This is a genomic window from Rhodopirellula sp. UBA1907 (genome assembly GCF_002337565.1).
GTDB lineage: Bacteria > Planctomycetota > Planctomycetia > Pirellulales > Pirellulaceae > Rhodopirellula > Rhodopirellula europaea.
Map to the genome: position 1 here is coordinate 188,466 of NZ_DDGH01000083.1, position 13,498 is coordinate 201,963.

The 13,498-nt window shown below is 55.7% G+C and carries 13 protein-coding genes and 1 pseudogene; 6 read left to right on the forward strand and 8 right to left on the reverse strand.

The features are described from left to right. Both B2R17_RS18320 and B2R17_RS18325 read left to right on the forward strand, forming a co-directional pair. A pseudogene (locus B2R17_RS18320) lies at positions 1-729 on the forward strand (sugar ABC transporter); the annotation flags it as partial. A 14-nt stretch (positions 730-743) separates the two neighbouring features. After that, on the forward strand, positions 744-1,442 hold the full coding sequence (locus tag B2R17_RS18325; protein ID WP_008666766.1) for an RsmD family RNA methyltransferase: 699 nt from the start codon (positions 744-746) through the stop codon (positions 1,440-1,442). Here the strand turns inward: B2R17_RS18325 and B2R17_RS18330 are convergent. From B2R17_RS18330 to B2R17_RS18345, 4 genes are all read right to left on the reverse strand, one after another. Continuing rightward, positions 1,417-2,259, reverse strand: coding sequence for an alpha/beta hydrolase (locus B2R17_RS18330; protein WP_008666765.1), 843 nt, complete (start codon positions 2,257-2,259; stop codon positions 1,417-1,419). The genes B2R17_RS18325 and B2R17_RS18330 overlap by 26 nt on opposite strands. Positions 2,260-2,315: 56 nt before the next feature. After that, entirely contained in the window at positions 2,316-3,308 is a 993-nt protein-coding gene (locus B2R17_RS18335; RefSeq protein WP_008666764.1) for a hypothetical protein, read from the reverse strand. A gap of 127 nt (positions 3,309-3,435) precedes the next feature. Beyond that, positions 3,436-4,662 carry a S1 family peptidase gene (locus B2R17_RS18340; RefSeq protein WP_008666763.1) on the reverse strand — a complete coding sequence of 409 codons (1,227 nt, stop codon included), beginning with the start codon at positions 4,660-4,662 and terminating at the stop codon, positions 3,436-3,438. A gap of 82 nt (positions 4,663-4,744) precedes the next feature. Next, on the reverse strand, positions 4,745-5,674 hold the full coding sequence (locus tag B2R17_RS18345) for a hypothetical protein (protein WP_236615708.1): 930 nt from the start codon (positions 5,672-5,674) through the stop codon (positions 4,745-4,747). A gap of 246 nt (positions 5,675-5,920) precedes the next feature. On the opposite strand from B2R17_RS18345, the gene B2R17_RS18350 reads away from it, so the two are divergent. The 3 genes from B2R17_RS18350 to B2R17_RS18360 all read left to right on the forward strand — a co-directional run bounded on the left by B2R17_RS18350 (position 5,921) and on the right by B2R17_RS18360 (position 7,237). Further along, on the forward strand, positions 5,921-6,352 hold the full coding sequence (locus B2R17_RS18350; RefSeq protein ID WP_008653266.1) for a hypothetical protein: 432 nt from the start codon (positions 5,921-5,923) through the stop codon (positions 6,350-6,352). Positions 6,353-6,510: 158 nt separating this feature from the next. Then, positions 6,511-6,942 (forward strand): hypothetical protein, encoded by a 432-nt coding sequence (locus tag B2R17_RS18355; RefSeq protein WP_286765104.1) that lies wholly within the window; start codon positions 6,511-6,513, stop codon positions 6,940-6,942. Between the two features lie 52 nt (positions 6,943-6,994). After that, positions 6,995-7,237 (forward strand): hypothetical protein, encoded by a 243-nt coding sequence (locus B2R17_RS18360; RefSeq protein WP_286765105.1) that lies wholly within the window; start codon positions 6,995-6,997, stop codon positions 7,235-7,237. Between the two features lie 39 nt (positions 7,238-7,276). Here the strand turns inward: B2R17_RS18360 and B2R17_RS18365 are convergent, their stop codons facing one another. Then, the gene (locus B2R17_RS18365; protein WP_286765106.1) at positions 7,277-9,556 is read right to left on the reverse strand and encodes a serine/threonine-protein kinase; all 2,280 of its coding nucleotides are present in this window, start codon (positions 9,554-9,556) and stop codon (positions 7,277-7,279) included. A gap of 150 nt (positions 9,557-9,706) precedes the next feature. On the opposite strand from B2R17_RS18365, the gene B2R17_RS18370 reads away from it, so the two are divergent. After that, a complete protein-coding gene (locus B2R17_RS18370) occupies positions 9,707-10,360 on the forward strand; it encodes an RNA polymerase sigma factor (protein ID WP_037251323.1) in 654 nt (217 codons plus the stop codon). A 227-nt stretch (positions 10,361-10,587) separates the two neighbouring features. On the opposite strand, the gene B2R17_RS18375 is transcribed toward B2R17_RS18370, so the two are convergent. From B2R17_RS18375 to B2R17_RS18385, 3 genes are all read right to left on the reverse strand, one after another. Then, entirely contained in the window at positions 10,588-11,019 is a 432-nt protein-coding gene (locus B2R17_RS18375; protein ID WP_158453546.1) for a hypothetical protein, read from the reverse strand. A gap of 275 nt (positions 11,020-11,294) precedes the next feature. Further along, positions 11,295-11,786 (reverse strand): hypothetical protein, encoded by a 492-nt coding sequence (locus B2R17_RS18380; protein WP_158453545.1) that lies wholly within the window; start codon positions 11,784-11,786, stop codon positions 11,295-11,297. A 612-nt stretch (positions 11,787-12,398) separates the two neighbouring features. Next, positions 12,399-13,166, reverse strand: a complete 768-nt coding sequence (locus B2R17_RS18385; RefSeq protein WP_081610955.1) for an SIMPL domain-containing protein — start codon at positions 13,164-13,166, stop codon at positions 12,399-12,401. Positions 13,167-13,498 lie beyond the last annotated feature (332 nt).

The window sequence follows — 13,498 nt, forward strand, 5'->3', positions numbered from 1 at the left end:
AGACGGCGGGTAGCTCTCGCCAAAACGCTGATCCGAGAACCATCGGTTTGCTTGCTTGACGAACCTATGGCGGCGATCGACCGATTGGCAGCTGAATCTTTGATGCAGCATTTGGCTGAAGTTTCTGGCCAAACTGAATCGACGACGTTTGTTCATGTGACCCACGACGGCGACGAGGCAATGCGTTTGGCAGATAAAATCGTTGTCATGTCGAACGGTTGCATCCTTCAAACCGGAACACCACGGGAGATCTATCAGTCGCCCAACTGCACGGACGTTGCGTTCGCTCTTGGGTCACCTCCGTGCAATCTGCTGCCGCTGGATGAAGTGTTTCGGTCCTGTCCAAAACTCGGCGAAGCCCTCCAATCGTCGCCGCCTGATTCAACCAATGAGCTCGCTTTGATGATCCGTCCGGAAGCGATCCAATTGGTTGAGCCAGATCTCAATGAGAAAGCGATGCCAACCGTCACTGAATTGGGCGTGTGGCAATTTCCAGTCACTCTTTTGGAACGACGTGATTTGGGTGGCCGCCATCTCCTCCGATTGCAACTCATCGGCTCGGAGAACTCACCGCCGCTCTCGGCAACCACTTTTCAAAAATCGATTCCGCACGAGACCGGAACTCGATGGATCTGCCAGGTTCCGGTATCCGACCTTCGCGTGGTCGCGAAGTCGCCGCAGTACCCCAAGTCCGGCACTTCCAAGACCTGTGGCGGGACGGAATCGTAGGTTACGATGTCTCGATGAAATCGAAACGCACCAACAATCGACGCGGCAAGCCCAAGCAACGAAACCTCAAGGGCGGAACCGATGACGGCAAGCCAACCAAGCTGAGAATCATCGGCGGTGACATGCGTGGCCGCCCCGTGACCTATCACGGCGAGGAATTCACTCGCCCGATGCGTGACAGCGTTCGCGAAAATCTGTTCAACATCTTGGGCCGAGCCTGTCGCGGCACGATCGCGTTTGATCTGTTCGCCGGCACCGGTGTGCTGGGCCTGGAATCGATCAGCCGCGGTTCCACCAGCGCCGTCCTGGTCGAACCGATGCGAAAGGCGATCGCCCAAATTCGCGACACGACCGAGCGGCTCGGCATTGAAGACAAAGTCCGCTTGGTGACGGGCGACGCATTCGCGTTGGCCGATCAATTGCTGAAGCCATCCAGTCCGGAAGACGACACCGCCTGGATCGTCTTCCTCAGTCCGCCGTATCGAATGTGGACCGACCCGGAATACTATCCCAAGCTGAAATCGATCATCGTCCGAGTCCAGCAATACGCTCCTCCCGGCAGCGTGCTGGTCGTCGAGACCGACAACACGTTTGACCTGGAACAACTGCCGCCTGGCGACTGGGACATTCGAACCTACGGCATCACTCACCTAGCGTTCTTGGAACCCGGCAACGTGTGCGGCTTGGTCACTCCTTTTCCAGTTCCTGAATGAACCGCAGCAGCAACGGATGGGAAGGCTCGGCCATCTGACCGTGGTTGTATCCGTCGAGTTCCATCAACTTGGTATGAGGGTGACCGACGACTTGCATCATCCGCCAAAGGTAAGCGTTCTCCTCATAACGACCAAGCATTTCGAGTTCGCGATCGCCAGTGATTAATAGCAACGGCGGAGCGTCCTTGCGAACATGGAACAGCGGTGCCATGTCATCGATGACCGGTTGGCGACCATCAATGCCGTTCTCTTTGCGAACCGTGAAGTGCGTGATCGTGTGACCGCTGTAAGGGATCAAACCTGCGATCTGATTGGCGTCGATGTCATGCTCTGCGAGCCAACGTTGATCCAATCCGACCATGCTGGTCAAGTACCCGCCGGCCGAATGACCACTGACGTAGATGCGTTTGGGATCGCCACCGTATTGCTCGATGTTCTTGAACACCCATGCCACCGCGGCCGCGGCATCTTCCACATACGCCGGTGATTTGACTTTGGGATGCAAGCGATAATTCACCGCTGCAACGGCAATCCCTTGATCAAGCAAACCTTCGGGAAAGGATTTGTTTCCACCGGTCAGTCCGCCGCCGTGGAACCAAACCACGGTCGAGAATCCCTTTTCATCGGTCGGATGAATCAGATCGAGACGGCAACGCTGCTTCTCGTACTCCGTCAGATCGTCCCCGGTCCGGTAGAGCAAGTCTTTGAACGTTTGAGTTGCGTGTTTAGACGCGGTCGAATCTTGTGCGGTGACCGAACCGACACAAACGAAAAGAATCGCAACGAGTGCGATTCGCGAGTCAACAATTCTGTGCACTTCAAAACCTCATGCAGCGGGACGATGGAACCGCTGCATGATAGTCGATCGAAGATTCACGAACGTGTGAAGTTGAGTCCACCGTTGGTGCCACCGCCAACTCGAAAGACAAAGCCACCGTTCTGGCTGGCCGTCCAAGTGCCTTCCATCTTTTGAAGATCTTGCGAGCGGACCAAAGTCAGGCTGCCGCCATCCAATCGGTACTGGCCGGAGAACTGGCTGGTCTTTCCCGACTTGGAAGCAACCCAAACAAACGAGCCATCGGAGTTCAACTCCAGCGACACCGATTGCTCACCGGGCAAAGAAACGTTCCACGATCCCACATGAGGTTGGGCAGGCGAGCTGACACTGGAAGCCGGCGTGGCCGATCCAAACGTAGGGATCTGCGAGGAAGCCGCTGCTGGTTGAGTTGCTGGTGCGGCGGCTGGTGCGGGTGCCGCGGTTTGAGTCGGTGCGGTCGCTTGGGTTGGCTTCGCAGCACGTTGATTGATCGAGGCCAACATGGCGAGAGCCGATGCTTCCGCCGATGCAGCAGGCTGAGTCGCGGGAGCAGCCTGGGTGGCAGGTTGGGCTTGAGCTTGTTGTTGGACAGGTGCCTGTTGCTGCACTGCTGCCTGTTGCTGAACAGGTGCCTGACGCGCTGGTGCAGCTTGCGAGCCTTGAACCTGCTGGCCGGCGAAGTTGTTCGGGGCGGGTTGCTGACTCAGCGATGGTTGGCTGACCTGTTGCTGCGGAGCGAACTGTTGCCCCGAAACAGGCTGGCGGGACACAGGCTGACCTGCGAACGACTGCGAAGCGACCGGCGAAGGCTGAACGCTGATCGGAGCGTTGTGATAAACCGGAGCCTGACGATAGGTGGGCTGGATCGACGAGTAGTGAGGTGTCGACGATGGGTAGCGATTGGTCGTGCGAGACGAGTGGATCTGCGACACGATTCGCGAAACTCCGCTGCGACGGGCTCCGCCACAGGCTTGGGCTTCGACGGCTGTTCCAGCAACGGTGCTGATCACGGAAGCGGCCAAGATCCATTTTTTAGCTTGAATTTTCATCGTTCTGTCTCCGGTCTTTGGAAAGTTTGAATTCGCGTCGCGGCGATGTCTTCGCCTTACAAACTGCCAAGCGGCAGACTTCTGAATGCGTTACAGAGAAACTTCGATTTTCTTGAATGCCCAAAATTCACTTAGCCAACCACGACGCCAGCGTCTGGGTCGACGACTCGGGTGTGGCCTTTTCCTTCGTCTTGGATTCCAGTTGTTTGCTCATCGCTCCGGCAATTCGAGCGACATAATCGATCGAGGCCGCCACCGCTTCATCAGGTGCGGTCGCATCCAATTTCGCGACATACAGGATCAAAAACTCGCCCGCACCGTTCTTTTCCACGACCCAGCCACCGATCTTGGTCGCTGAGTTTTGACGCATCAGCCGCATCATCAGCTCGGCCGAGGGCTCGTCACTGCTGACCGAAACCAACGACCAAACCTTTCGCACGTCCGCACGCTGGAAGTACTCAGTGTCCTTCGCAACAAAAACGGACTGCGTCGTCCCCGAAGAAAGCTTCTGCTTGACCTCATAGTGACCGGTCGAATGCAATTCGAAATCCACCTCCGCATTCTTCAGAACCACCTTGGTGCCCAAAGGAGCCGCTTTCCAAGGGCTTTTGACGAAAGCCTTGATTTCCTGAACGTCCACGCAGTAGCTGACCAGGTTCTGCGAGGGCGAGAATGACTGGGCAATCGCGATCAATTCGCCGGCTTGATTGACGACAGGTCCGCCGCTGTCACCCGGTTTGATGGGCGTCTGAGTTTCGACGACGCGAAAATCGTGCTCGCCGTGATCTGATTTGAACTTCTTCTGATAGATCGAACGGACCGTGCCGCTGGTGTAGACCCACAGGACGTCGGAACCGCCGGGATTGCCGATCAGATCGACTGATTCGCCGGTCGTGACGCTCGTCTCCGCCATCGCGATCGCTTCGGCTCGTTCAGGCACTTCCGCCAACTCGATCAGGGCCAAATCTCGCTTGCGATCGACGGCAACGATCCGGCCGGGCTGAGCTAATTTCAGCACCGAATCCAGGTATTGCTTGCGTTTGACCATCGTTTCGCCGTTCTTTTTCTCGGGAAAGAACACCACGGCGGTGCGACTGTCACCGACCACGTGGGCGTTGGTCAGAACCAGCTTTTTATCCGCATCGATGAAGACGCCTGTCCCGGTGGAGGTTTGGTCTTCCCCATTCGCCGTGATGATCCACACGGTCGATGGAAGGACTTTTTTGTAGGTTTCCCCGCCCGCCATGGCGTTGGTCGTTTGAAGCGAGATGACCAGCATGACAGCCGGGCAGAGCAGCGACATCCAACGGTGAAAAGCAATTCGAAGCATTCGAGTCAGGCGGCAGCGAAACATTGGATCACCTCATCAGATCAGGTGTGGTGCGGAAAAGGGAACAAAAGACCAAGCGTGGTCTCTCGGCGGGTGTTACCGAAAATCACTTCTGACGCTTGAAATTCACTTTCACTGTGCCGATTTCCAGCTCGAACTGGTCGGCGTCGCTCCACGTCAGCGGAAAAACCAACGGATCTCCCGAGTCCGCTTTCAGAGAAAACTTGCCGTCCTTCAGCGAGTATTTGCCGGACGACACCGTCGATTTGGAATCCTTGACGTGAACCAATTGGAACGTCCCCGATCCCTCCGAAGCCGCTTTCAGATCGATCGCGTAGGCTTCACCAGACACGGGAGTCGCCAGCCATTGTCCAACCAGCGAAAACTCAGCCACTGCCGCTTTCGCCGTGTTTTCCGCTGGTGTGGCTCGAAACTGCGACCAAGCTGCTGAGTTTTTCACCGCGAATTGGCTGAGCGATTGCAGTTTTGACCGCAACGATTCCGTGGTCAGCCCCACAGCCGACATCGTCGAACGCAGCACCAACTGCCCCTGCTTTCTAGCCTCCGCCGATTCGCGATTGATCCCAAAGAAAGTCGCCTGGGTCGCTTGCCCGGCTTCCATCAGCGACAGCCAAATCGCTCGCTCATTCTCAAGGGAAGCTTCGCCGAGCGTCACGAGCGCCATTTCAAAGACCACCTTTGGTGAATCGCCTTGGATGGTCATCCGAGTCGAGAAACTCCATTTGTCCGATTGGCTGACCAACCGAATCGCACCGAATTCGCGAACGGCATCGGCATCGATCTCTTTCGCCAGCGGAAAGAGTTGGTCCAGGTCTTTGACCGAGTCCACTTTCGCGGCTCCGGCCTGAATCGTGATGGCGGCCTGGTTGGCTTCGCTGGACGACTTAGAAGAAGCCGTCGTGAAAACGGAATCGATCGCGACCTTCGAGAACAGTTCGTCATCCGCCAAACCGCGAGCGGCGGGCAGAACAACGCACAACAGGGCCAGGCAAAGACTTCGGTGAGTGAGACGCATGGGTTCGCTCGTTTGTCAGAGGAAAGAAGGATCACGCACGCGTGTGGGCGATGATTTCCAAGCGAAACCTCGGGTTCGTTGTTACAGATTCGATGTTTCAAAAACAAATTCGTTTTTTCCAGTAACAACTTTGGGCCTCCTCCGCTTAGCCGTTCAGTCACAAGACGAACGACAGCGAAACGACGCGGCACACTCGCTGGCGACTTTCTTACAACGCCGCAAAACAAACTTCCTGGAGACTGAACGATGTCCAAACGAACTCTGATCACCGCTGCCATGGCCATGACCTTCTGCTTGGTTGGCACCGCCGTGAAAGCCGACGACAACCTGCTCGCTCGATTGGCTGCCGCCGAAAGCAACAACACCGCCGACATCGAGAACATCGACGAAGCTTCGGCCGACGACATGGAACTCGGACTGGCCGATGTCGAATCACTGCTCAACGACGGCGAAGACGAAGTCGATTCAGAAGAGGCAGTCGCAGCTTGCTACCGTCGCTTCCGTGGCAGCTACGGGTACCGCAGCTATGGCCATCGCAGCTACGGCTACTCTCACTACAACTCGTACTACAGCCCCTACAGCTACTCGTCTTATCACTACACACCAGTCGTGCACTACAAGCCCGTTGTGCACCACTACTACACCCCCGTCTACACAAGCTACTGGGGATGCTGGTGAGCCGCAGCAGTACGATTCACAGCACGGTGATTCACTTCACCGAGTGATCGCACCAAAGCAACGCATCACCCACATCGCACGGCATGCCCGGTACATCCCACCAGTGGATTGCCGGGCTTTTTCATGAATCAACCACCACATCGACAAGGCTCAATCCCATGTATCGCACATCCTTTTCCGTGAAGGCACTCAACACGGCCATCCTGTTCATCGCCTTCGTGACCATCGGCATCGTCGCATGCCAAGGCCAGGGCTTCATCGTTCCTCCTGATGACATCGGCGACTTGGAAATTGTCGAAGTCAAACAACTCCCCGTCGTCGATCAATCCTGTGGTCCACGCTTCGGGATCGTGATCGCCAACAAAAGCAATCGCTGCGTCAAAGACTTCCACGTCACAGCGATTGGTTCGCTGGGACAATCGTTGCCGCATTCGCCTCGCACCACCGTGGTCGCTGGACAAATCCCCGCCAATGGAGCCCTGCAAGTCGAAGTCTCGCTGCCGATTGAGACGCTCGCGATGGGCAACCGCGATGGGCAACCGCGGTGGGCTGATCATTGGCCTGCAACACTTGACCGTGATCATCGATAGCTGGGACGAGTTCTTCGAATGCAACGAGTTCAACAATCGCAAATGCTTCTCGATGGATTCCTTGTTAATCGAAACCGTCGAGGCGGTGACGGTCGAAACAGTCACGGAAGTCGCTCCTGCAGCGTCATCTCAGCAAACCACTGTGCAGCCCAACACGGCACCTCCAGCCAACATTGCTCCGCAAACCAGCGGAATCAATCAACCGGCTCCCGCCGCGGTCGCGGTCTCACCTCAAGATCCGCTGCGTTCAGCAATCGAACAAATCACACCGAACGGCAACAACCCTTCGCAGTGATTTGCTTCGACAAGTCTCCCTCGAACCAACGGCGAGGCCTCAACGCGGCGTGGCCGTTGTTTCGTTGGAGAGCACCTCCGCCAGAACAGCCCAGGTTCGAACGATGATGCGATAGCTCGCGAACGCACCGAGCAAACCGATCATGCCAGCGATGATAGCAATCAGCAGATACTCTTTCGTTTGCCCTTCACTGAAGACCATCAAGGCAGCTCCCATCAACGGAATGACGGCGGCGATCAACAAAAACGATTCGCTATCACTGATCATTTGCTGAGCATGACGTTCGAACTTTGGATCCCGCATCGTCGGTCGAATCATCTTGGGATAGTGCACGCAAGTCGCCACCACGTTCAGCGCGAACAGCGGGTACACCATCGCCACCCCGCCACAAATCAGCAGCGAGATGAAAAAGTGAACCGCTTGACCATCGGTGAATTCATCAAACCTCGACTTCAACAACAGCGGATAAACCAATCCCGCGATCAACCAGCACGTGCCTCCAATCGATGCGGCTCGATACCCCAGCCGCAACATGGAATTGAGTTCCTCCTCTCCAACGGATTCACCCTGCTGAGTCGCCTTCAATGCTCTCGCGGACGCTCGCGTGTAAACCACAATCAATCCCACACCCAAGGGGAACGCGATTGAATTCACCCAAATCGCGAATTCATCCAGGCTCGGCCGCATCTCCTCCGGCATGATCTCGCTGTGGTTGTAAAAGTAATTGATGAATCCCGCGGCAATGTTGGGCAGCAAAATCGAGACCACAGACAACCACCAAGGCGACACATTCCCCAACATGTGCATCCAAGATCGTGGTTTCGGATCAAACAAGCGTGCGGCTTCTGGATGCATCGCCAACCGCAGGCTACCGCTCATCTCGGCACCGTTTTCCGGACGATCCGCGGGATCCACCGACAACGCGGACCGAAGCACGCTCTCCAGCACGCGTTCCGACGGCGTGTCCAACCGATCTGGAACCAACAATTCGCGTTTCCGCGCCGCATGCTGCTCTTCCAACAACTCCGTCCAAGAATGAGTCTCATGCGAACAATCAAACGGTCGTTTGCCTTGCCATAATTCCCACAGCAATACCGCCAACGAATACAAATCTGCGGCCCCACCGACATTTTCGGGACGCCCATCTCGTGTGATGCTCATCGCATCGAGATGCTCCGGTGCCATGTAGCCGACTGAACCGCCCAGCGATGAAGCGGCTCCGGCACGACCAGCAGTCCCAGCCATCGACACATTGAAATCAGCCAACTGCGGCAGACCTTCTGCGGTCAACAAAACGTTGGCTGGTTTGACATCGCGGTGCAACACGCCGGCTTCGTGTGCGGTTTGCAAAGAGTCCGCCAATTGCAAACCGACCCACGCGACCACCTTGGGCCATTCGCATCCAGACAACCACGCTCGAGTGGTCGAGCGATCCGGCACCACCTGCGCCGATTCGAGCAGTGCCTGGTCCACCGCCCGCAAATAGATCCCACCATCACGCTGGACAAGTGGAACCGAACGAGCCAAGCGAACAACATCCGCCAACGTGCCACCGGGATGAAATTGCATGTACAGCAAATGCAACTCGAACAAGCGACCTGCCGCTTCATCATCATGGACCGCCACCTGACGCTGATCAAACACTCGCACGATGTTCGGATGGTCGAACTGCGCGAGTGCCTGTGGTTCGTCCCCGGTGTCGTTCGCGACTTTCAAGGCAACCAATCGCGACATGGAATTTTGGCGAGCCAGATACACATGGGCGAACGCACCCTCACCCAATTTCTGGATGATCTCAAAATCATCCACCACCGCTCCCACGGCCAACTCCATCGGCGTCCCACGACGAGGCGTTTTCGCGATGGACGCTTGCTGATCGCCCGATGAATCGAACAGCGGCTTCAAAACCGGTTCCAAATGCGGGAACCGATTTCGATAGTGCTCGTGTTCCGGAGTCTGCCCACATTCGCGACGGAGTTGAATCTCTTCCATCACCAAATCAAACGGTGCTGACTCTGCCGAAAACCATCCGGGAAAAGCATCGAAGTATTCGTCCAACCAGCGCGGGCATTCATTCTGCACCGCGATGGCCATGCTCATCTTCACCATTTCCACCAAGACAAATCGGCCCGATCGATCCCCCGCCGCCGCATCGCCTTGAAACCGAGCGGGAAGCAACTCCCAAACTCTCCGCGGATCGCCACCCTCATCGTCTTCCGCCAAACGTTCCAGGCACTCCAACAGAATCTCGTCCAGATCCAGTGTGGAATCTTCCGCGGTGGTCGATGCACGACGCTGGGCTGACTGTCGAGACGTCATGACACAGGAAGGGTGTTTCGAGATTCGTCGAACAGGAAAACGGTGCGGCGTGCCCATGATAGCGAGCACCTCGGTAAGATGGCATGCACCGTTCTTGCCCCTCTTCCTTGCTCAGCCTGACTTCGACTGGCTCCCATTCCGGTGATCACGATGGACGACGACAGCTCACTCGACTCATCGCCTCCACCCACGGACGATCCGCTCATCCAGAGAATTCGTCAACGAGACGTCGACGCGTTGGGCGAGTACATCGCTCAGAATCGCGATTCTTTGTTTCGATTCGTGAAATCCATCACCGGCGAACACCTGCTGGCGCTGGTCGAAGTCGATGATTTGATCCAAGAAATCGCGACAGCCGCCATCTCAGGTTTGCCGACCGCGCCGCTGGACCAATATTCGGTGATGCAGTGGTTGCAGCAACTCGCTCGCAGACGCGTGGTCGACGCCCACCGATTCCACTTCGACGCGAAACGCCGCGACGCGGGTCGGCAACAATCGATTCACGGCGGCGGTGCATCAGGTGGCGATGACGGTGCCATGGGCATGGAACAATTGCTCGCCGCCAGCATGACCTCGCCCAGCGCCGTGGTCAGCCAAAACATTCGACTCAACGCGATGTCCCAAGCCATCGGGCAACTGAACGAAGAACAGCAAACCGTCATCCGGCTGCGATACGTCGAAGGCATGCCGACCAAACAAATCGCGGAACAACTCGGCAAAACCGATGTCTCCATCCGAGTCTTGCTGTCACGCAGCATGCGACAACTCGAAAAACAACTCGAAGCCAACCGCCCCACACGCTAACAAAAGTGGCATAGGCTTCCAGCCTGTGAGCTACCCTGATTTCATCCCCGGTGCTTGATACCACCTTTCAGGAAGCCAGTTCCCGTTGGCTGACACCAATGGCCACATCCTTTCGCCCCTTCGTGGCTGAAGCATCCGTTAGGACGATACGCAACGCGAACAATTCCCCAAGACAGGACCTGCAAACATTCTGCTTGGAGCGTCGCAATTCGCGATCCCGTTCGCATTCATTCGCTCAACAGAAGTGGCCGAGTGGCCAGCAACTCGAATTCCGCATGCTCGCCGTTCACCACCATCATCCATTCAGACTCAGTTTGATTTTCTGGATCAGGAACGCGAAGAAGGGCGGTGGTGTACCAACCGAAGCTCCACCGTAGCAACCGTCGCCAAGGGCGAATGAGCGGGTGACCATCAATTGCGTTTAGAAAAAGCACATGTGCGAGATCCGGTCGCAACTCTTCGGGTGGTTGCACAAACTCGCTTTTGACTTCCTGGAACGCCTCATCGAAATATCGAAATGGCTCACTCCGATCAAAGCAATAATCGACTTTGGTAGCGTTTGCACAACGAGCCCAGATCAGCACCGTCCCAAGCACCTGCATCCTGTATCGCCATTGCCGACGCGACCGCGTCGTACCACGCACAGGAAATAGACGCACGGTTCTCACTACAAAACACCAAGTTGAACGTTTGAAAATCTATTCGACGTTGACCAGCCACCCTGGGTGACAGCAGAGCGATGCCCTACGCCTTCGGTGTTCGAGTTGCAAACGTGAGCAGGGCCGACAGAATCAAAACGGCGACCCCAGTTGCCACCAGACCTCCGCCAGCAAGCGTCACTTCCCCTCGTGTTCGAGCACCACCGATTGCAACGATCGCTACAAGCACGATCCCAACGACCAACAGAACAGGCAAATGCAATTGGAATGCGAATTCAAGGGACGACGCCGAGTTCAAGAAGCGTCCAGAACAAACCTGCAGAACCAAAAGCAACAAGATTGATCACGGTGGCCAACCTCGGTCTCCTTATCCAGTAAAGCCGGCACGAGAACGCCCAGCAACTTCCAAGAAAAGCAAACCCGGCCGCCACAATCATCCCCTTGGTAAATTCAACATCGTAGCCCTGTCGCTGTGCCATGTTGATTGATTCAACCGCAATCAGAAGTGCAAGGCCGAGACTTGCTACCCCGAAAACGCCCGCCAGCAACATGAGCAATGGGTATCGACTCGGCGGCAACCGCTTGGCGGCATCGCAATGCGTTGGCGATTCATAGGGATTCAATTCGACCGAGGGCCCGAACTTGTAACGAACTTGTAAGGTGCCAGCCACTTTGTGGAGTGCGATCCCAACTTCGCTCGCATCAAACTGTTCACATCGCTGAGGCCGCGGCATGGCAAAGCTCTCCCTCTCGGAACCGACTGACAAGACAATTGGATCCTACGCAGCGGCGGTTGGGAGTCAAGGTTTGGTGGGTGGCACCATTCGGTTCGGGAACGCTATCGCCAGGTCGCCAGCTATATCGGTAATTCGTTAAAAAGAGTGAGAATCGCAATTTGGGATACCGAAACTCCGACAAGTCCACCGAAGCAACAAGCGATCACAAAGTTAGTCGTGGACGATAACCGACGATGAAGGATCGACGTACGGGAACGATACAGAACGAAAAGCATGACGAGCACCAGACCCAAGACGACAGCCACATTTAACCAGTTGCATGGCACGCCCAAAACGCCCAGCGACAGAAAGAACGTGATCGGCACGAATAAACCACCAACTACGATTGAATAAACTGCGAATATCAAACGCTGGAGAAAGGACGTTTTCTCATTCGCAACGTCTACGGTGTTGGCAACGCTTGCGTGTCCATCAGGCGATTCGTATGGGTTTATCATTCGGGCATGCCTTCTGAAAGTTTAGTCGAGCAACTCCCAGTGCTATCGGGACGATGAGATCGCAGCAATGATGGTAGAAAAACAAGACCAATCGCTGACACTGAGTCCCCCCACTTCAACACATCGGACCGTCACCACCAAGCATTCAGGGCGACATCTCAAACTTGATTTTCACTTCTGCCGAAATGGAAACCTGACCTGGCGTATTGAGTCCCAGAGGTTCTGCGTTAGTGTCGTCACGCTGGACAACAAGAGTGTATTCCGCCCTCTCATTTGGAGAAGCGTTTTCCGCGACCGACCGATTCACATCATGCGAAGCAGCAGACATAAAAAAATCCGCCGCAACTTCATTGTATTCAATGTGCTCCTCAATCTGCAGAGCCGCTCCCAGTTTCATCCCCGCAAGTTCAGTGAGGTGCCCAGCCTTTTCTTTGGCATTCGCCACCGCCAAACGCCTCGCTTCAAACTGGTGCTTTCGTTGACTGCTGACACGAAATTGCATGCGTGAGACGTTCGTGAGCCCAGCATCAAACGCATCGGACAAAATCGGTTCGATTTTGTCGAAGTCCGTCAGCCGCACTGAAATTGCTCTCTTATAGTTGTAGGAAACCGGTGTTTCTTGCCGCTCGCCAAACTCACCGTAGTACGGTGAAACATCAAGATCGTCCACCTTTATGCTGGACCTTGGGACCGAATGGTCGCCTAGCAACTTCAGTAGTGACCTTGAGACCGCATCGTTTCCGCGTTTTGCTTCCAGAAGACTCGCCTCTCGCGTACGAACGTCGAGCCCAAGCAATACTACATCTGGCGTGACCTTTACTTCGCCAGCCGCAGTGACCGTGATAGTTCGCTGTTCTTCAGCAACCAGAACGGAACACCAGACGCAACAAAGGACAAACACGAAAGATTTCATTGAGATACCAAATGCACGTGATACTGAAATTCGCAGAAGCCCGCCGGGACGAAAGTCGCATCCTTCGCGGATACCCACGAAGTCATGGCAACTGCAATTTGCGACATCGAGACTTCTTGCAATTCAATCAAGGTTCACCGGACGCTCGGCCGCTAGTCACCTGAGCAACTCGACGCCAAACACACGGCTAGCCTCGCTGCGTAAGAAGCGGTTTCCAGATACCCGACAGCCGTGGGCTATCGATACCTGATCCCTCCGTCCCCCGTTCGACCACCCGTCAGTTTGTCCGAATCACTTATGCGACGCAAGCAAATTATGCGACGCCGTACTGG

Coding starts and splice junctions, on each gene's coding strand:
- B2R17_RS18325 (WP_008666766.1), top strand. CDS start 744: ATGAAATCGAAACGCACCAACAATCGACGCGGCAAGCCCAAGCAACGA.
- B2R17_RS18335 (WP_008666764.1), bottom strand. CDS start 3,308: ATGAAAATTCAAGCTAAAAAATGGATCTTGGCCGCTTCCGTGATCAGC.
- B2R17_RS18340 (WP_008666763.1), bottom strand. CDS start 4,662: ATGTTTCGCTGCCGCCTGACTCGAATGCTTCGAATTGCTTTTCACCGT.
- B2R17_RS18345 (WP_236615708.1), bottom strand. CDS start 5,674: ATGCGTCTCACTCACCGAAGTCTTTGCCTGGCCCTGTTGTGCGTTGTT.
- B2R17_RS18350 (WP_008653266.1), top strand. CDS start 5,921: ATGTCCAAACGAACTCTGATCACCGCTGCCATGGCCATGACCTTCTGC.
- B2R17_RS18355 (WP_286765104.1), top strand. CDS start 6,511: ATGTATCGCACATCCTTTTCCGTGAAGGCACTCAACACGGCCATCCTG.
- B2R17_RS18360 (WP_286765105.1), top strand. CDS start 6,995: ATGGATTCCTTGTTAATCGAAACCGTCGAGGCGGTGACGGTCGAAACA.
- B2R17_RS18365 (WP_286765106.1), bottom strand. CDS start 9,556: ATGACGTCTCGACAGTCAGCCCAGCGTCGTGCATCGACCACCGCGGAA.
- B2R17_RS18370 (WP_037251323.1), top strand. CDS start 9,707: ATGGACGACGACAGCTCACTCGACTCATCGCCTCCACCCACGGACGAT.
- B2R17_RS18385 (WP_081610955.1), bottom strand. CDS start 13,166: ATGAAATCTTTCGTGTTTGTCCTTTGTTGCGTCTGGTGTTCCGTTCTG.